General features: G+C 67.2%; 16 protein-coding genes and 1 pseudogene. 11 read left to right on the top strand and 6 right to left on the bottom strand.

Annotation, left to right across the window (positions count from 1 at the left end; genetic code table 11):
* Positions 1-72: 72 nt before the first annotated feature.
* Positions 73-1,521: a cardiolipin synthase gene (cls, locus tag ACSFBE_RS16335; RefSeq protein ID WP_435491461.1), complete on the top strand. Its 1,449-nt coding sequence runs from the start codon at positions 73-75 to the stop codon at positions 1,519-1,521.
* A gap of 29 nt (positions 1,522-1,550) precedes the next feature.
* Here the strand turns inward: cls and ACSFBE_RS16330 are convergent, their stop codons facing one another.
* On the bottom strand, positions 1,551-2,918 hold the full coding sequence (locus ACSFBE_RS16330; protein ID WP_435491460.1) for a serine hydrolase domain-containing protein: 1,368 nt from the start codon (positions 2,916-2,918) through the stop codon (positions 1,551-1,553).
* 117 nt (positions 2,919-3,035) lie between these two features.
* Here ACSFBE_RS16330 and sbcB point away from each other — a divergent pair, with 117 nt between their 5' ends.
* Both sbcB and ACSFBE_RS16320 read left to right on the top strand, forming a co-directional pair.
* On the top strand, positions 3,036-4,475 hold the full coding sequence (gene sbcB, locus ACSFBE_RS16325; RefSeq protein WP_435491459.1) for an exodeoxyribonuclease I: 1,440 nt from the start codon (positions 3,036-3,038) through the stop codon (positions 4,473-4,475).
* Positions 4,476-4,575: 100 nt separating this feature from the next.
* Positions 4,576-5,565 (top strand): tripartite tricarboxylate transporter substrate binding protein, encoded by a 990-nt coding sequence (locus ACSFBE_RS16320; RefSeq protein ID WP_435491458.1) that lies wholly within the window; start codon positions 4,576-4,578, stop codon positions 5,563-5,565.
* Between the two features lie 33 nt (positions 5,566-5,598).
* Here ACSFBE_RS16320 and ACSFBE_RS16315 read toward each other — a convergent pair whose 3' ends face one another.
* Entirely contained in the window at positions 5,599-6,735 is a 1,137-nt protein-coding gene (locus ACSFBE_RS16315; RefSeq protein WP_435491457.1) for an iron-containing alcohol dehydrogenase, read from the bottom strand.
* A gap of 134 nt (positions 6,736-6,869) precedes the next feature.
* On the opposite strand from ACSFBE_RS16315, the gene ACSFBE_RS16310 reads away from it, so the two are divergent.
* Both ACSFBE_RS16310 and ACSFBE_RS16305 read left to right on the top strand, forming a co-directional pair.
* Positions 6,870-7,799: an alpha/beta hydrolase gene (locus ACSFBE_RS16310; protein ID WP_435491456.1), complete on the top strand. Its 930-nt coding sequence runs from the start codon at positions 6,870-6,872 to the stop codon at positions 7,797-7,799.
* The gene (locus ACSFBE_RS16305; RefSeq protein ID WP_435491455.1) at positions 7,796-8,665 is read left to right on the top strand and encodes a YbgC/FadM family acyl-CoA thioesterase; all 870 of its coding nucleotides are present in this window, start codon (positions 7,796-7,798) and stop codon (positions 8,663-8,665) included. Before ACSFBE_RS16310 ends, ACSFBE_RS16305 begins: the two co-directional genes overlap by 4 nt.
* 1 nt (position 8,666) lies before the next feature.
* Here the strand turns inward: ACSFBE_RS16305 and ygfZ are convergent, their stop codons facing one another.
* Positions 8,667-9,608, bottom strand: a complete 942-nt coding sequence (gene ygfZ / locus ACSFBE_RS16300; RefSeq protein WP_435491454.1) for a CAF17-like 4Fe-4S cluster assembly/insertion protein YgfZ — start codon at positions 9,606-9,608, stop codon at positions 8,667-8,669.
* Positions 9,609-9,712: 104 nt separating this feature from the next.
* On the opposite strand from ygfZ, the gene mltG reads away from it, so the two are divergent.
* From mltG to ACSFBE_RS16270, 6 genes are all read left to right on the top strand, one after another.
* Positions 9,713-10,735 carry an endolytic transglycosylase MltG gene (gene mltG, locus ACSFBE_RS16295; RefSeq protein WP_435491453.1) on the top strand — a complete coding sequence of 341 codons (1,023 nt, stop codon included), beginning with the start codon at positions 9,713-9,715 and terminating at the stop codon, positions 10,733-10,735.
* Positions 10,732-11,370, top strand: coding sequence for a dTMP kinase (gene tmk, locus ACSFBE_RS16290; protein ID WP_435491452.1), 639 nt, complete (start codon positions 10,732-10,734; stop codon positions 11,368-11,370). The genes mltG and tmk overlap by 4 nt, the downstream gene beginning before the upstream one ends.
* Positions 11,367-12,368 carry a DNA polymerase III subunit delta' gene (locus ACSFBE_RS16285; protein WP_435491451.1) on the top strand — a complete coding sequence of 334 codons (1,002 nt, stop codon included), beginning with the start codon at positions 11,367-11,369 and terminating at the stop codon, positions 12,366-12,368. Before tmk ends, ACSFBE_RS16285 begins: the two co-directional genes overlap by 4 nt.
* Positions 12,365-12,733, top strand: coding sequence for a PilZ domain-containing protein (locus ACSFBE_RS16280; protein WP_435491450.1), 369 nt, complete (start codon positions 12,365-12,367; stop codon positions 12,731-12,733). The genes ACSFBE_RS16285 and ACSFBE_RS16280 overlap by 4 nt, the downstream gene beginning before the upstream one ends.
* A 72-nt stretch (positions 12,734-12,805) precedes the next feature.
* Entirely contained in the window at positions 12,806-13,615 is an 810-nt protein-coding gene (locus ACSFBE_RS16275) for a TatD family hydrolase (protein ID WP_435491449.1), read from the top strand.
* On the top strand, positions 13,612-14,274 hold the full coding sequence (locus ACSFBE_RS16270) for an ankyrin repeat domain-containing protein (protein ID WP_435491448.1): 663 nt from the start codon (positions 13,612-13,614) through the stop codon (positions 14,272-14,274). Before ACSFBE_RS16275 ends, ACSFBE_RS16270 begins: the two co-directional genes overlap by 4 nt.
* Before the next feature lie 259 nt (positions 14,275-14,533).
* On the opposite strand, the gene ACSFBE_RS16265 is transcribed toward ACSFBE_RS16270, so the two are convergent.
* The 3 genes and pseudogenes from ACSFBE_RS16265 to ACSFBE_RS16255 form a co-directional block, all read right to left on the bottom strand.
* Complete coding sequence (locus ACSFBE_RS16265) at positions 14,534-15,322, bottom strand: methyltransferase, TIGR04325 family (RefSeq protein ID WP_435491447.1); 789 nt, start codon at positions 15,320-15,322, stop codon at positions 14,534-14,536.
* A 179-nt stretch (positions 15,323-15,501) separates the two neighbouring features.
* Positions 15,502-15,858 (bottom strand): hypothetical protein, encoded by a 357-nt coding sequence (locus tag ACSFBE_RS16260; RefSeq protein WP_435491446.1) that lies wholly within the window; start codon positions 15,856-15,858, stop codon positions 15,502-15,504.
* A 181-nt stretch (positions 15,859-16,039) separates the two neighbouring features.
* Positions 16,040-16,581: pseudogene (locus ACSFBE_RS16255) on the bottom strand (hypothetical protein); the annotation flags it as partial.

The raw sequence follows: 16,581 nt of genomic DNA, 5'->3' as shown, positions 1-16,581 counted from the left end.
TAGCATCGCGCTGCCGGCCTTTTTCTTTGGGTCGATGCCGCCTGCCCGCCTGCCACCACGCCGCACCTTCTCTTGATCCTGCCCGAACTCAGCAACGAATGGAAAACCGGCCTGTCACTGGCCTGGAGCGGCTACATCGCCGTACTGTCGGTCTGGATCGTGATCCAGAAGCGGGCGCCGGTGTCCACGATGAGCTGGATCCTGTCGCTCGCGCTGCTGCCGTTCGCCGGCTTCGTCATCTACTACTTTCTCGGCCCCCAGCGCCTGAAGAAGCAGCGCCTCAAGCGCCTGCGCAATCGCGCCATCGCCCAGGCGCCGGCCGATCTGGCGCTGCTGCACGAGGCGAGCCAAACGGCACCGCCGGCCCTGCGCCAGCTGGCCGCGCTGGGCACGGCGGCCTGCGGCATTCCGGTGTCGAGCGCGACCAGTGTCGAACTGCTGTCCGGCGGCGCGCGCACCTTCGACGCCATCTTCGAAGCGATCCGTTCGGCACGGCACCATGTGCACCTCGAGTACTACATCTTCGAACCCGACCGCATCGGCACCGCGCTGCGCGACCTGCTGGTCGAGCGGGCGCAGCAGGGCGTCACGGTGCGTCTGCTGCTCGATGCGTTGGGCTCCAAGCGCATCGGCCGCCGCTTCATGGCGCCGATGCGCGCGGCCGGCATTCACGTCGCGCTGTTCCATGACACCAAGATCGGCCGCCGCTTGCGGCCGGTGACCAACTACCGCAGCCACCGCAAGATCGTCGTTGTCGATGGCCGCATCGGCTTTACCGGTGGCGTGAACATCACCGACGAGGAAGACCGCCGCACCCGGCCCGACGCGTACCACGATATGCATCTAAGGCTCGAGGGCAGTGCGGTGCGCTGGCTCCAGACCACCTTCCTGGAAGACTGGAGCTATGCCACCGGCGAGAGTGCGCGGCGCATGGCCGACGAGTCACTGGAGCACATGCTGCCGCGCACCGAGGCCGGCAGCATCGCGGCGCAGATCGTCACCAGCGGGCCCGACACTCCACTCGAGGCGATCCATCGCATGCATGTGGAAGCGATCCATTCGGCCAGCGAGCGCGCCTGGCTGACGACGCCGTATTTCGTGCCGGGCGAACCGGCACTGATGGCGCTCACCAGCGCAGCGCTGCGCGGTGTGGACGTGCGGCTTCTGGTGCCGCGCCGCAGCGACTCGGCGATCGTCAGCGCGGCCGCGCGCTCGTACTACGACGAGCTCATCAGCGCCGGCGTGAAGGTGTGGGAATACAAGGCGCGCATGCTGCATTCCAAGACGCTGGTGATCGACGACCACTGCGCGATGATCGGCACCGCCAACTTCGACAACCGCAGCTTCCGGCTCAACTTCGAGGTGATGGCGGTGGTGTACGGCCCGGCGCTGGCCGGCCCGCTCGCCACCCAATTCGAAGCCGACCTGCACAGCGCCGCCGCCGTGCGGCTGAACCGGCCGCAGAGTTTTCCGCGCCGCCTGGGCGATGCGCTGGCGCGGCTGTCGTCGCCCTTGCTCTGAAGTCGCGTCGCCGCGCGCAAGGGGCGACCTCAACGCTCATAGCGGCTGCGAAGCTCACGCGCCGCCTTGGCTTCGGGCCGCAGCCGCGAGCCGCCCAGCCAGACTTCCTGCACCGCGCCCGCCGGGTCGCGCACCAGCCGGGCCGCTTCGCCATGGCTGGCATAGCCATTGGCAAGCGACATCTGGGCCTGGTCCTTCCCGTTCACCGTGAGTTCCGTGGCGTCGGTGAAAGGGGCGGCCAGGGTCGGCGATACAGCGAACACGCGGTCGCGCATCGGCACCAGATCGGTCGGTCCCCACAGGCTCCAGTAGCGGCCAGACCAGGCGCGTGTCTTGGCGGTGGGCGCGCCGTGGCGCTCGAAGGCCTGCAGGATCTGCAGGATGCCGTCCATCCACGGCCACGAGAAACCGTCGAGCGAATTGCAGAGCACCGACACCGCCAGTGCCTGCTGCGGCACGGCCAGGCTGCGCGAGACGAAGCCCTGCAGGCTGCCGGTGTGGCCGAACCAGTCCCAGCCCTGGAAGCTGCCCTGCATCGTGCCGAGGCCATACCAGGCCGGTGTGCTGCTGTGCGGCACGGCCCAGTGCCGTCGCGTCATTTCGTGGCGGCTCGCCGGCGTGAGTACGCTGCGCCGGGCAGTCGGCACCAGCTGTGCGTAAAAGGCGGACACGTCGGCCGCGGTGCTGACGAAGCCGGCGGCGGGTGCCATCGCATGGGTCGGTGGATCGCCCGGCACCACGACGCGGCGGCCCAGGAGCACCCGACCGGAATGCCCGCGCGCCATCGTGCGAGCGGCATCCGTCCCTGCGTCCGGGTGCGTGTTCCGCAGCCCGGCCGCATCGATGATCTCGCGCTGCATCCAGTCGCCATAGGCTTCCCCGGTCAGCGCCTCCATCACCTGGCCCAGCAGCGCGAAGCCGTGATTCGAATACTTGAAACGGGTGTTGGCTTCCAGCGCGGGCGGCTCCCGGAGCTGCGCCATCAGTTCGTCGCGCGAGAGGAAGGCTCGCCGGTCCTGGAACTGGCCGGCGTCGGGGCCGTCGCGGACGGTGCCGGCACTGTGCGACAGCAACTGCGACAGCGTGGCAGCCGCCATCTGCGGATGGAGGCCCTCGACGTAGCGGCCCACCGCATCGTCCAGCTGCAGCTTGCCGCGCTCGCGCAGCCTCAGGATCCCCGCCGCGGTGAAGGTCTTCGAATGCGAGGCGATCCGAAAGCGATGCTGCGGCGTGAGCCGGGTCTTCGCCAGCGCATCGGCATGGCCCAGGGCCAGCTGCAGCACCGGGCGCTGCCGGTGGTCGATGGCGATCGAGACCCCCGGCCGCTCGGTCACCCGCATCTGCAGTTCCATCCAGCGCGGGATGTAGTCGATCGCTGCGGCCAGCCACTTGTCCATGCCTGCTCTTTCGATGTGTCGGGCGCCGGCTGCGCCCGTTGGCCGAGAATACAGGCCCGCGTCGCACCTCGGCTCCCAGCCTGCCGGCGACCGCCGCCGTCCCACTTCAAGCATTTCATGGCCCACACCTTCCTCTGGCACGACTACGAAACCTTCGGCGCCGTGCCGCGGCGCGACCGGCCGTCGCAGTTCGCCGCGATCCGCACCGATGCCGAGCTCAACGAAGTCGGCGAGCCGCTCATGCTGTACTGCCAGCCGGCACCCGACTACCTGCCGAGCCCCGAAGCCTGCCTGATCACCGGCATCACGCCGCAACTGGCGCTGGAGCGCGGCGTGCCGGAGCACCAGTTCGCCGCCGCGGTCGAGCAGGCCTTCTCGCAGCCCGGCACCATCGGCGTGGGCTACAACACGATCCGTTTCGATGACGAAGTCACCCGCTTCCTGTTCTGGCGCAACCTGATCGACCCGTATGCGCGCGAATGGCAGAACGACTGCGGCCGCTGGGACCTGCTCGACGTGGTGCGGCTCACCTACGCGCTGCGCCCCGACGGCATCGAATGGCCGAAGAAGGAAGACGGCAAGCCGAGCTTCAAGCTGGGCGACCTGGCACGCGCCAACGGGCTGCTGCACGAGGCGGCACACGATGCGCTGTCCGACGTGCGCGCCACCATCGCGCTGGCCCGGCTGATCCGCGACAGGCAGCCCAAGCTGTTCGACTTCGCCTTCGGCCTGCACCGTAAGGACCGGGTTGCGAACGAACTCGGCCTGCCCGCCACGCGCGACAGTGCCAAGCCCTTCCTCCACGTCTCGGGGATGTTTCCGGCCGAGCGCGGTTGCCTCGCGGTGATGTGGCCGCTGGCCAGCCACCCGACCAACAAGAACGAGCTGCTGGCCTGGGACCTGGCCCACGACCCGAGCGAGCTGCGCGACCTCGACGTGGCGACGCTGCGCCAGCGCATGTTCACCCGCAGCGCCGAGTTGCCCGAGGGGGTGGTGCGCCTGCCGATCAAGGGCATTCACCTGAACAAGTCGCCGATGGTGGTGGGCAAGCTCAAGACGCTCGCACCGGAGATGGCGGCGCGCTGGAACGTCGACCTCGACACGGCGATGCGGCATGCCGCCATCGCGCAGTCGCTGCCGGACATGAGCGCGATCTGGCCGCAGGTCTACGAGCGGCCGAAAGAGGCCGCGCCCGATGTCGATGAAGACCTGTACGGCGGCTTCGTCGGCAATGCCGACCGCCGTCGGCTGAACCAGCTGCGCGGCTTGTCGCCGGGTGAACTGGCGTTGGCCCGCACCGGCTTCGACGATGCACGGCTCGAAGAAATCCTGTTCCGCTACCGCGCCCGCAACTTCGGCGACACGCTCACGCCCGACGAGGCCGAGCGCTGGGAAGCGCACCGCATCGCGAGGCTCCTGGAAGGCGAGGGCGGCGCCCGCAACGTCGACCAGTTCTTTGCCGAGATCGACACCGCAGCCGAGACGGCCGACGAGCGCGGCGAGGAACTGCTGGGCCTGCTGTACGAGTACGCCGAGGCGATCGCACCGTCGCCCTGATCGAGGTCGATCGGGATCGGCCCCCAGGCGGGGCAAACCCCGAGCCGCGGGCGGGAGCTCGGCTTCCAGAATGAATGCTCCCCAAACGGAGACATCGTTCGTGCCTTCTTCATCGCTGACCCGCCGCCGCTTTCATCTGACCACCGCGGCGGCTGCCGCATCGCTTGCCCTGCCTGCCTTGGCGCAGAACGCCTGGCCGAGCCGCCCGATCCGCATCGTCGTGCCCTACACGCCGGGCGGCTTCACCGACCAGATGGCGCGCCTGGTGCAGCTCGGCCTTCAGCAGCGCCTGGCTCAGCCGGTGGTGATCGACAACAGGCCTGGCGCCAACAGCCTGATCGGTGTCGATGCGGTGGCCAAGGCGGTGCCCGACGGCAGCACCTTCGGTGTCGTCATCGCGGCCTATGCGGCCAACACCTCGCTCTACGCGGGCAAGCTGCCCTACAACCCGGGCAAGGACCTGATGGGCGTGTCGCTGATGGGCGTGTCGCCGCTGCTGGCCGCAGTGAACAACAATGCGCCCTTCAAGACCGGCCGCCAACTGATCGACTACGCCCGCGCGAATCCGGGCAAGGTGAGTTTCGGCTCGTCGGGCAACGGCTCCGCGGCACACCTCACGACCGAACTGTGGAAGGCGCTGACCAAGACCTACATGGTCCACGTCCCGTACCGCGGTGCCGTGCCGGCGCTGACCGACTTGATGGGCGGGCAGATCCAGCTCTTCTTCGACGCGCCGACCGGGCTGATCAACCAGGCACGGGCCGGCAAGGTCCGTCTCATCGGCGTGGCCGGCGAGCAGCGGCTGCCGGCGGTGCCCGACGTGCCGACCTTCATCGAACAGGGTTTCGCGGGCTTCACCGGCAGCACCTGGGCCGGCATGCTGGCGCCGGCCGGCACGCCGCCGGGCGTGGTGCAGCGGATGGCGGAGGAGATCGCGCGCATCATCAAGAGCGACGAGACGCGTGCCAAGCTCGATGCGATGGGCACCTTTCCCGCGGGCAGTACGCCGCAGGAGTTCGATGCGTTCATCGCCGCGGAGACCACCAAGTGGGGACAGGTGATCAAGACCGCTGGCGTGAAGGCCGAGTGACAGCGCTCGGCGATGCGTCGCTCTGACGCCGCTCTACATCGACGCTTCGAGCATCTGCCGGTAGTCTTCGCGCGTAGCGAGGCGCGGATTGGTCTTGTGGCAGTGGTCGGCCATCGCGCCCTCGATGACCTTGTCGAACAGCGCCGGTGTCACGCCGACCTCGGCCAGGCCGGTGGGCAGACCCAGGCGCGCGCTCATGTCGCGGATGGCTTCGCCCAGATCCCCGGCGGAATCGAGGTTCATCGCCCGGGCCATGCGTTGCAGCCGCTGTTCCTTCTGCACTGATTCGGCGCCCGCGTTGAAGCGGATGACCGCCGGCAGGAAGAGAGCGTTGAGCGTGCCGTGGTGCAGCCGTGGATCGGCGCCGCCCAGGCTGTGGCTGAGCGAATGCACGCAGCCCAGCCCCTTCTGAAAGGCCATGGCGCCCTGCATCGACGCACTCATCAGGTTGAGCCGCGCCTCGCGGTCGCTGCCGTCCTTCGTGGCGCGCTCGATGTGACCCCAGGCGCGCTCCAGGCCGTCGAGCGCGATGCCGTCGGCGGGCGGGTTGAAGGCCGCCGACATGAAGGTTTCCATGCAGTGGGCGATGGCGTCCATGCCGGTGGCGGCCGTCAGGCGCGGCGGCAGGCCGAGCGTCAGTTCGGGGTCGCAGATGGCGGCTTTCGGCATCAGGTGCCAGCTGTGGAAGCCGAGCTTGCGGTGGTCGTTCACGATGAGGATCGCGCCGCGCGCCACCTCGCTGCCGGTGCCGCTGGTGGTAGGCACCGCGATCAGCGGCGCGACGTTCTCGGTGATCTTCGGCGAGCCGCCTTCGATGGTCGCGTAGGTCTTGAGCGGGCCGTCGTGCGTGGCCGCGATGGCGACGCCCTTGGCGCAGTCGATGGCCGAGCCGCCGCCGACGGCGATGAGTCCGTCGCAACGGCCGCTTCGGTACAGGTCGACGGCCGCGCGTACGGCCGCTTCCGTCGGGTTCGACGGCGTGGCGTCGAACACCGACACCTCCCGAGCGCCCAGCGCGTCGAGCGTGGTCTGCAGGATGCCCGCGGCGCGAACGCCGGCGTCGGTCACGATCATCGGCCGGTCGATGCCGACACGCGCGCACTCGGCGCTCAACAGGCGGATGGCGCCGAACTCGAACTGGATCTGGGTCAGGTACTGGATGAGGGCCATGTGGGTCTGCGTGGGCTGTACGATTTGGAGCGCTGAATCTAGCAACAGGAATCCATCTTGCCCATGAACAAAACCCTTGCCGATGTCGCGGCAGGAACACCTTTTCCTGCCGTAATTGCGGTGCCAGGCAACCCATGCTGACGTTGAAGATGGCGAGCGTGGTCGAACGCATGGCGCGCGCAGGCCACCCACCGTTCCATGAACTGACGGCAGCCGAAGCCAAGGCCTCGTACGAGAAGGGCGCGGGCGTGCTCGAGGTGCCGAAGCCGGCGCTGGCGCGGGTCGAGGACTTTCACATCACCGCGCGCGACGGGTTTCAGCTGCCGGCGCGCCTCTATGCCCCGTCGGCCGAAGTGCTGCCAGTGCTCGTCTTCTTCCACGGCGGCGGTTTCACTGTCGGCAGCATTGCCACGCACGACACGCTGTGTCGGGTGCTGGCCAGCCGCAGTGGCTGCGCCGTGATCTCGATCGACTACCGCCTTGCGCCCGAGCACAAGTTTCCGACGGCCGCCGACGATGCCTGGGATGCCGTGCAGTTCGTGGCGCGCGAGGCCGCATCGCTGGGGCTGGACGGCACACGGCTGGCGCTCGGCGGCGACAGCGCCGGCGGCACGCTCGCGGCCGTGTGCGCCGTGATGGCACGCGACGCCAGCATCCCGATCGGCCTGCAGTTGCTGTTCTACCCCGGCACCACCGCGCACCAGGACACGCCTTCGCACGAACGCTTCGCCTGCGGTCCGCTGCTCGACGAGCCGCTCATCAGCTGGTTCTTCGGCCAGTACCTTCGCACGCCGGCCGATCGCAACGACTGGCGCTTCGCGCCGCTGAACGCGGAAGACGTCGACGGCGTGGCGCCGGCCTGGATCGGGCTGGCCGAGGCCGACCCGCTGGTCGACGAAGGCATCGCCTATGCCGACAAGCTGCGTGCGGCCGGCGTGCCGGTGCAGCTCGAGGTCTACCGCGGCGTGATCCACGAATTCATCAAGATGGGACGGGCGATTCCCGAGGCACTGCAGGCACATGCCGACGCCGCCCAGGCGCTGAAGGAGGCGCTGAAGCCATGAGCGAGACCACACAACGCCAGGACTTCCGATTCTTCCACCGCCTGCGGGTGCGCTGGGCCGAAGTGGACATGCAGAAGATCGTCTTCAATGCCCACTACCTGATGTACTTCGACACCGCGATGACCGACTACTGGCGCGCGCTGGCGCTGCCGTACGAGGAGTCGATGCATGCGCTGGACGGTGACCTGTATGTGAAGAAGGCCACGGTCGAGTTCAGCGCCTCCGCCCGCATGGACGACGTGCTCGACGTGGCGCTGAAGTGCGTGCGCATCGGCACCTCGTCGATCGCGTTCGACGGCGCCCTGTTCCGCGGCGATGCGTTGCTGGTGCACTGCGAACTGATCTACGTCTTCGCCGACCCGGCGACGCAAACGTCGAAGCCGGTGCCGGCCGAACTCCGGACGATCCTCGAAGGCTACGAAGCCGGCGAGACGCTGCACACGGTCGAGACGGGTGACTGGCAGAAGCTGGGCAGCGGTGCCGGCGGGCTGCGGCGCGCGGTCTTCGTCAAGGAGCAACGCGTTCCCGAGGACATGGAATGGGACGCGCACGACGCGACCGCCTTGCACGCCGTCGCCCGCAACCGGCTCGGCCGCGTCGTCGCCACCGGTCGGCTGATTTCGGAAGCACCCGGCGTGGCCCGCATTGGCCGCATGGCAGTCCACCGCAGCCTGCGGGGCGGCGGCCTCGGCGCCAGCGTGCTGCGTGCGTTGGAGGCCGCGGCACGCTCACGCGGCGACCGCGAAGTGACGCTGCATGCGCAGTGCAGCGCCGAGGCCTTCTACCGGCGCCTGGGCTACCGGCCCGAGGGCGAACCCTTCGAGGAAGCCGGCATCGCGCACATCGACATGCGCCGCGCGCTCTGATTCAGATGTCGGCCAGCAGCGGGTAGGGCAGGGGCTCGACCTGCAACGCGGGGCCGCCTGCGCTGCCGGCGTGCAGCGGCCCGCCGTCCAGCGCCGCGATCTGCATCGAGACCAGCGCGGCCCAGCGGCCGTCGGGGGCCGGGGCTGCCTGCACGACCGTGCCGACCGGCTGGTCGGCGTCGCCGGCGGCGAACACTTCCTGCCCGGCTTCGACCGGCGCATCGGCAGTCGCGACATAGGCCCGGCGCTTCAGCGTGCCGCGGAACTGGCTGCGGGCCACGACTTCCTGGCCGGGATAGCAGCCCTTCTTGAAATTCACGCCGCCGATCGACTCGTAGTTGAGCATCTGCGGAACGAAGGCGTCGAGCACCGGCGTGGTCAGCGTCGCGACGCCGCTGCGCACCTCGCCCCATTGCCAGAGCGCGGCGTCGAGTTCGTCGCCGACCGGGCGGGGCGCGGCCGCAGGCGCCAGCCAGAGCGCGCGCGGCACGCCGTCGGCGGGATACAGCGGGACGATGGCGAACTCGTCCTCGCTGCCAGCCACAGGGCGCGCGATGCGCGTGCCGGGCGGCGATGTGGCATCGATGCCATTGGCAGCGAGCGCCGTGCCGGCGAGGCCGAACAGGGCGACGGCATCCGTCGCGTCGCTCAGCTTCACCTTCGCCCGCAGCACATACATCGACAGTCGCTTGAGCGTCGCCGCCAGGATGTCGCGGCTGCAGACCAGCAGAACCAGGTCTGGCCGAGGACGCACGCCGATGAAGCTCGCAATCATCCGGCCCTTGGCGGTGCACAGCGCCGCAAGGCGCGCCTCGTCGGGCTTGAGGAGTGCGAAGTCCTGCGTCAACTGACCATGCAGGAAGCTGGCGGCATCGGGGCCTTCGGCGCGGATCACGCCCAGGTGGGAAAGTGCAGTTACACCATTCGGAAGGGCAGGGGTCATCGCTGAATTATCATGGCCGGCACCCGTGCGTGGCGCCTGTAGGGCTACCGTCGCGGCGCCGGCTCGGTCCGTCCCCTTTCTCTTCTTTCCCCTCGGTTTTTCGCTTGCGTCGATTCTTCCTGACCCTCTTTCTGCTCGCCGCCCTTGTGGTGCTGGGTGCCGGTGCCTGGGGCCTGTGGTGGGTGCACCGGCCGCTCGACCTGCCGGCACCGAGCGTCGACCTGTCGGTCGAACCGGGCACCACACCCCGTGGCGTGGCCGAAGCGGTGGCCGCCACCGGCACGCGCGTGCAGCCGCCGTTGCTGTATGCCTGGTTTCGCTTTTCCGGGCAGGACCGGCAGATCCGTGCCGGCAGCTACGAACTGGAGCGCGGCGTCACCCCGCGCACGCTGCTCAACACGCTGGTGCGCGGCGAGGAAGCGACCCGCAGCCTGGTGCTGGTCGAGGGCTGGAACTTCCGCCAGGTGCGCGCCGCCTTGGCCAAGGCCGAACAGCTGAAGCCCGACACCGTGGGCGAGAGCGACGAGGCGCTGATGGCGCGGCTTGGCCGCCCCGGCATGCATCCCGAAGGGCGATTTTTTCCCGACACCTACAGCTACTCGAAGGGTTCGACCGACGTGGCCCTGCTGCAGCGCGCGATGCGGGCGATGGACAAGAAGCTGGAGGCGGCCTGGGCCGCGCGCGCCGGCGAACTGCCGCTCAAGACGGCCGAAGAGGCACTGATCCTCGCCAGCATTGTCGAAAAAGAGACAGGCCAGGCCAAGGACCGACCCGAGGTCGCGGCCGTGTTCGTCAATCGGCTTCGGGTCGGCATGCCGCTGCAGACCGACCCCACGGTCATCTACGGCATGGGGCCGCGTTTCGACGGCAACCTTCGCAAGAAGGATCTGCAGACCGACTCGCCCTGGAACACCTACACCCGCAACGGCCTGCCGCCGACGCCGATCGCGATGCCCGGCAAGGCCGCACTGCTCGCCGCCGTGCAGCCGGCGCCGAGCAAGGCGCTGTACTTTGTCTCGCGCGGCGACGGGTCCAGCCAGTTCAGCAGTTCGCTGGACGAGCACAACCGCGCCGTCAACCGCTACCAACGGGGCGTCGAGCCCAAACCGAAGAACAACGGGCCATGAGCGGACTGTTCCTCACGCTCGAAGGCATCGACGGTGCCGGCAAGTCGAGCCACCTCGATGCCATCGAGGCGCTGCTTCGCACCGCGGGCCGCAGCGTCACGCGCACGCGAGAGCCGGGCGGCACGCCGCTGGCCGAGACGCTGCGCGGGTTGATCCTGTCGCAGCCGATGGACGCGCTGACCGAATCGTTGCTGGTTTTCGCCGCGCGGCGCGACCACATCGTGCAGGTCATCGCGCCGGCGCTGGCGCGCGGCGAGGTCGTGCTGTGCGACCGGTTCACCGACGCCACCTTTGCCTACCAGGGCGCCGGCCGCGGCTTCGACGCTGATGTGCTGTCGACGCTGGAGCGCTGGGCGCAGGCCGGGCAGGGCGGCGATGGCGACGTTCTGCTGCAGCCCGACATCACGCTGTGGTTCGATCTCCGGCCCGAGGTCGCCGCGCAACGCCTGGCCGGTGCGCGCCTGCCCGACAAGTTCGAGGCGCAGCCGGTCGAGTTCTTCCGCCGGGTCGCCGCCGGCTATGCCGAACGCGCCGAGTCGGCGAAGCGCTTCATCCGCATCGATGCCGATCGCCCCCGCGAGCAGGTGTGGCAACAGGTCGAGGCGGCCTTGCGCGCGCGGGGTGTGCTGGCATGACGCCGCTGTCCCCCTGGCTCGCGCGGCCGCTGGCGGACCTGCTGCGGCAGCGTGGTCACGCCTGGCTGCTGCAAGGCCCGTCGGGCCTGGGCCAATACGACCTGGCCCTGGGCTTGGCCGCCGCCTGGCTGTGCGAGCAGCCGAGCGGGCAAGGCGCCTGCGGCCACTGCCCGAGCTGCCATGCCATCGAGGTGCGCACGCACGCCGACCTGTGCGTGCTCATGCCCGAGGTGGCCATGATGGAGCTCGGCTGGCCACTCGACGAGAAGTCGCAGGCCGACATCGAGGACAAGAAGCGCAAGCCCAGTCGCGAGATCCGTGTCGAGGCGATGCGCGATGCGGTCGGCTTCGCGCAGCGCACCAGCGCGCGCGGCCGAGGCAAGGTGGTGTTGGTCTATCCGGCCGAGCGCATGAACGCCATCACGGCGAACGCCTTGCTGAAGACGCTGGAAGAGCCAGTCGGGGACGTCCGCTTCGTGCTGGCGAGCGAGGCGGCCTGGCAACTGCTGCCGACCATTCGCAGCCGGTGCCTGGGCTTCACGCTGCCGTGGCCGAGCGAGGCCGAGGCGATCGACTGGCTGGTGGCGCACCAGGTGCCGGCCGCCGACGCGCCGGCGCTGCTGCGCGCCGCCGGCGGAAGACCGAACGACGCACTGCGCCTGGCACGCAGCGGCCAGTCGCCCAAGGCCTGGTCGTTGCTGCCGAAGGCGATGCTGCGCGGCGAGGTCGGGGCCTTGAGCGACCATGCACCACCGCAGGCCATCGATGCCTTGCAGAAGATTTGCCACGACCTGATGGCGGTCGGCAGCGGTGCTGCACCGCGCTTTTTCGCCGAAGCCGAACTGCCGCCGTCACCGCCGCCGGTGGTGCTGGCGCGCTGGTCCAAGTCGCTCGCCGCAGCTGCGCGCACCGCGGAGCATCCCTTCAATCCGGGCCTGATGCTCGAGGCGCTTGTGAGCGAAGCGCGAAGCGCCCTAAACTCGGGCCGCCGACCATGAACACGCCCACCGCCACACCCGCGCCCGCCCGCCCCAGCGTCATCCAGTTGGCGATCAAGGAAAAAGGGGCGCTCTATGCGGCCTATATTCCGCTGTTCGCCGAAGGCGGCATCTTCATTCCGACCGCACGGGAATACCGGTTGGGCGACGACGTCTATGTGCTGCTCACCCTGCCGGACGACCCGCAGCGTTACCCGGTGGCCGGCAAGGTCGCCTGGATCACACCGGCGCGCGCCGCCGGCAGCCGCGCGCCGGGCGTCGGCGTCCGCTTCCCGGCCGATGAGAAATCGCGCCAGCTGAAGGCCCGCATCGAGGAAGCGCTGGGCGGCTCGATGGCGTCGGACCGGCCCACCCAAACCATTTGATTCCTGCGGTGGCAGCGCCTGCGGCCGACGCGCTGCGGCGCGCCCGCATTGCCATTGCCATTGCCGCCTCCCATGTTCACCGACTCCCACTGCCACCTGAGCTTTCCCGAGTTCGCCGCTCAGATGCCGGCGATCCGTGCCGCCATGGCCGAGGCCCGCGTCGACCGCGCGCTGTGCATCTGCACCAAGCTCGAGGAATTCGACGATGTGCAGCGCCTGGCGGTGCAGTACGACAACTTCTGGGCCAGTGTGGGCGTGCATCCCGACAACGAGGACATCGCTGAACCCACCGTCGAAGACCTGGTGCAGCGGGCGGCGCGGCCGAAGGTGGTCGCCATCGGCGAAACCGGGCTCGACTACTACCAGATGCAGGAGCGCAAGGGCGGTCGCAGCATTGCCGACATGGAATGGCAACGAGAGCGCTTCCGCGTCCACATCCGGGCGGCGCAGCAGGTGCGGATGCCCTTGGTGATCCACACCCGCGAAGCGTCGGCCGACACGCTGGCCATCCTGAAAGAGGAGGGCGAGGTCGGGTCGGGCGCTGCGGCAGGCGGCGTTTTCCACTGCTTCACCGAAACCGCCGAGGTGGCGCGCGCGGCGCTCGACCTGGGTTTCTACATTTCGTTCTCGGGCATCCTGACCTTCAAGAAGGCGCAAGACCTGCGGGACGTAGCCGCCTTTGTCCCACTCGAGCGGATGCTGATCGAGACCGACAGTCCCTATCTGGCGCCGGTGCCGCACCGGGGCAAGACCAACAACCCGTCCTACGTGCCGCTGGTCGCCCAGCAAATCGCCGAACTGCGCGGCCTGTCCGTGGAAGCGGTCGCCGAGGCAACGAGCCGCAACTTCGAGACCCTGTTCGCAGGCGTTCAAGGAACATGAGAAATTTGGCGAGGTTCTTCCTCTATCTCTTTGCTGTAGCACTGTTTTCTGCTGCACATGCAGACTCTTTCAGCGACTTTTTCCGCGCCGTTCGGAGCGACAACGCCAGCGGCGTGCAGTCCTTGCTGCGGCGCGGCTTTGATCCGAATACGCGTGACGAGCACGGGCTGACCGGGTTGCTGATCGCCATCCGCGAACCGTCGCCGCGGGTCATCGAGGCGTTGCTGTCGTCGCCGCAGATCAACGTGGAAATCCGCAACGGCAATGATGAGAGCCCGCTGATGCTGGCTGCGATCAAAGGCCAGATGGACTTGGTCAAGCAACTCATCGCCCGCGATGCGGACATCAACAAGCCCGGCTGGACGGCACTGCACTACGCAGCCAGCAGCGGCCAGGTGGAGATCATGAAGCTGCTGCTGGAGAAGTACGCCTTCATCGACGCGCAGTCGCCCAACGGCACCACGCCACTGATGATGGCGGCCATGTACGGTTCGCCGGAAAGCGTCAAGCTGCTGCTCGACGAAGGAGCCGATCCCTTGATGAAAAATCAGCAGAACATGACCGCCGTCGATTTCGCACGACGTGGACAGCGGCCGGATGCGGTGGAACTGCTGTCTGTCGCGATTCGCGCGAAGCGGCCGAGCGATGGGAAGTGGTAGCTGGACGCTGGACAGGCCGATCTATCCGCTTGTCCGGCGCTCGCGGATATTTATACAATGTATATTATGTTAAATCGCTGGGCCTTTGAGCCAGCCACATGATCAGAGCCCGGATAGCGCTGCTCACGCGCCAGCTCACAATGCGCCGGGCGGACACATCGATGACGAAGGCCACTAGCGCCGGCCGTGCCAGGCCGACACCTATGTGGAAGTCCAAGCCCCACCGTTGATTGCCCTCCGCGAACCCGCCCGACAGCAGTCAGTGATCGTCGATCCGGTCGAAACAGCAGCCAAAGTAGAAGGCCTCATCACCGCCATCAACAAACGGAATTTTGATCGGCTTGCCATCGTTGCGCCAGATGTCCCTTCTCCGATATCCCTGTTGCCGAATCTCGCTGATGATTTCGTCAGAAAGCTGAACGCGATACGGACAAATGGCACATCCAATACTGTTGAGTGTGTAGGTGGTTTGCTTGGCATGCGCAGCGGTAATGTTCAAAATCACACGCCTTGGCTTTCGAGTCAAAGGGCTAAGAATTTCGGACATTTCCACGGGAAGATACTGAAGACTCCCAGACAACAGCAGGATATCCACCCCATTGGCACCCGCCAAATCCTTGCAGAACTTGAGCTGATGGTTGCATTGCCTTTCGGCCGCGAGAGCCTCACCTGCGGCCGCGACAGTTGGGACGTCGCTCACGGTCCATCTCAGGTGCTCGGGATAAGTAATGACGCGACGGAAAGCGTAGTACTTGATGCCGACGTGTCCACCTAGATCGAAAACGGTCGTCATGCCATTGCGGAACGCATCGGCCATCCAAAAAATCGTCGGATAGTCCCATGTGCAGATTTGGGGGCTGTACATAGCTTCCGCCGCAGGGGCGCCGTCGTAGCCGATGTGAATTCCTGAAGGCACGGCGGCCTCCGCAGCTGCAAAACTGGCATATGAGCCGAAAAAAAGATTCTCCTTCTCGTTACTCAGAAATTTCTGGAGATATGCCGATACATCCGCATTCAGTCGGCCCTGTTCGTTCGAACGGTGATTCATGAAAGCCCCCCTTGAGAGCTCGCTCTTGCATGTTTAATTGCACCGGCGTGCCACCCGCGAGCCTTCACCCGGGGACGTGAGCCGTGGAAGAGGAACGCTGATGTACGCAGTACATCTGCGGACGTGGTAACGCCAGCCAGCGGTCAGGCCGGCGCTCGCACTTGCTCTGTTTAGGGGTGTCAGGGGGGGCGACGATGCGGCGGCAGCAGCAGCTCCGCCAATCGAGAGTCCTGCGAACTCAGAGGGGCTGATTTCGCGGAAGTTGCGTTGTAGATGCGCAAGGCGGCAATGAGTGCCGAATTTTGCAGGTCATGCTCGGCCGTATGCGAAACGGATTCGTGCGACTGATCAAACACGACAGTGCCGTCGACATGATGGTGATGCAGAGTGAGCGCCTGCAGGAAATGTCTTGACTGCCCATCTAGAACTTCGATGGGATGCACAAGCACAACGCTCAGCGACCAGGCCGCGAGCAAGGACAGCACCACTCTGCGCCACATTCTGAAAATACTGACAGCGAAGTCGATCCAAAACAATGGCAAACACCCTGCCCTCGAGGCCCAGCTTGACTGTCTCAGCGTGAACTCTTGGCTGTATTGCCTTCTCGTTCCTATCCACGACCTCCGGTTTCATTTCACACCTTTACAAGTGTCCTTGAAACCGGCAGCGACCCCCTACTCTGCCGTCATCGCCCCTGGCCCCTCGAAGGCCACACCATCAGTTGATGTTCGCGCCCATGGCGTGGAAGGGCTTGCCCGGGACCTTGAACGTGCCGCCGTATTCGAATGCCGCGTTGTTCAGCAGCTTGCAGCCGCCCTTCGCATCCGAGCAGGCCTTCGATGCGTCGTAGGTGTGCCAGACAATCGGGCCGTACAGGAAGTTGTGGATGCCCTTGCCGGCGTAGTCGGCGACGCTCACCATGTAGCTTTCGGTGCCGTGGTTGTCGGTGTCTTCCGTCGAGATCGGGTCGATCATGCGACTCTCTTGGAAGGTGCGCGCGATCGTGCCCGACGTGATGCCTGCGTCGAAGCGGACCCACTGCAGCTTGCGGTCGCCGCGCGAGGTCACGATCAGCTCTTTTTCCACACCGTTCGGGTACACGTCCTTGATGACCGTGGCGCCAAACGCCGCTTTTTCCTTGACGTAGCTGATGCTGGTCGGGTTGCGGCCCACGTTCACGGCGAAGCGCTCGGCGATGTCCGAGGGCGCACCGCCTGCGGTCTGGTTCAGGTAACCCGAGCCCAGATCGAACACGCGTA

The sequence above is a fragment of the Variovorax sucrosi genome (genome assembly GCF_051216635.1).
In the GTDB taxonomy this organism is placed as follows: Bacteria; Pseudomonadota; Gammaproteobacteria; order Burkholderiales; family Burkholderiaceae_C; genus Variovorax.
The sequence above is the reverse complement of the archived record's forward strand: the minus strand, read 5'-3'. Positions and strand labels throughout refer to the sequence as shown.

Bases quoted from the DNA above. Each gene is read 5' to 3' on its own strand.
- ACSFBE_RS16330 (WP_435491460.1), bottom strand. From the start codon at position 2,918: ATGGACAAGTGGCTGGCCGCAGCGATCGACTACATCCCGCGCTGGATG.
- sbcB (WP_435491459.1), top strand. From the start codon at position 3,036: ATGGCCCACACCTTCCTCTGGCACGACTACGAAACCTTCGGCGCCGTG.
- ACSFBE_RS16315 (WP_435491457.1), bottom strand. From the start codon at position 6,735: ATGGCCCTCATCCAGTACCTGACCCAGATCCAGTTCGAGTTCGGCGCC.
- ACSFBE_RS16310 (WP_435491456.1), top strand. From the start codon at position 6,870: ATGCTGACGTTGAAGATGGCGAGCGTGGTCGAACGCATGGCGCGCGCA.
- ACSFBE_RS16305 (WP_435491455.1), top strand. From the start codon at position 7,796: ATGAGCGAGACCACACAACGCCAGGACTTCCGATTCTTCCACCGCCTG.
- ygfZ (WP_435491454.1), bottom strand. From the start codon at position 9,608: ATGACCCCTGCCCTTCCGAATGGTGTAACTGCACTTTCCCACCTGGGC.
- tmk (WP_435491452.1), top strand. From the start codon at position 10,732: ATGAGCGGACTGTTCCTCACGCTCGAAGGCATCGACGGTGCCGGCAAG.
- ACSFBE_RS16285 (WP_435491451.1), top strand. From the start codon at position 11,367: ATGACGCCGCTGTCCCCCTGGCTCGCGCGGCCGCTGGCGGACCTGCTG.
- ACSFBE_RS16280 (WP_435491450.1), top strand. From the start codon at position 12,365: ATGAACACGCCCACCGCCACACCCGCGCCCGCCCGCCCCAGCGTCATC.
- ACSFBE_RS16275 (WP_435491449.1), top strand. From the start codon at position 12,806: ATGTTCACCGACTCCCACTGCCACCTGAGCTTTCCCGAGTTCGCCGCT.
- ACSFBE_RS16270 (WP_435491448.1), top strand. From the start codon at position 13,612: ATGAGAAATTTGGCGAGGTTCTTCCTCTATCTCTTTGCTGTAGCACTG.
- ACSFBE_RS16265 (WP_435491447.1), bottom strand. From the start codon at position 15,322: ATGAATCACCGTTCGAACGAACAGGGCCGACTGAATGCGGATGTATCG.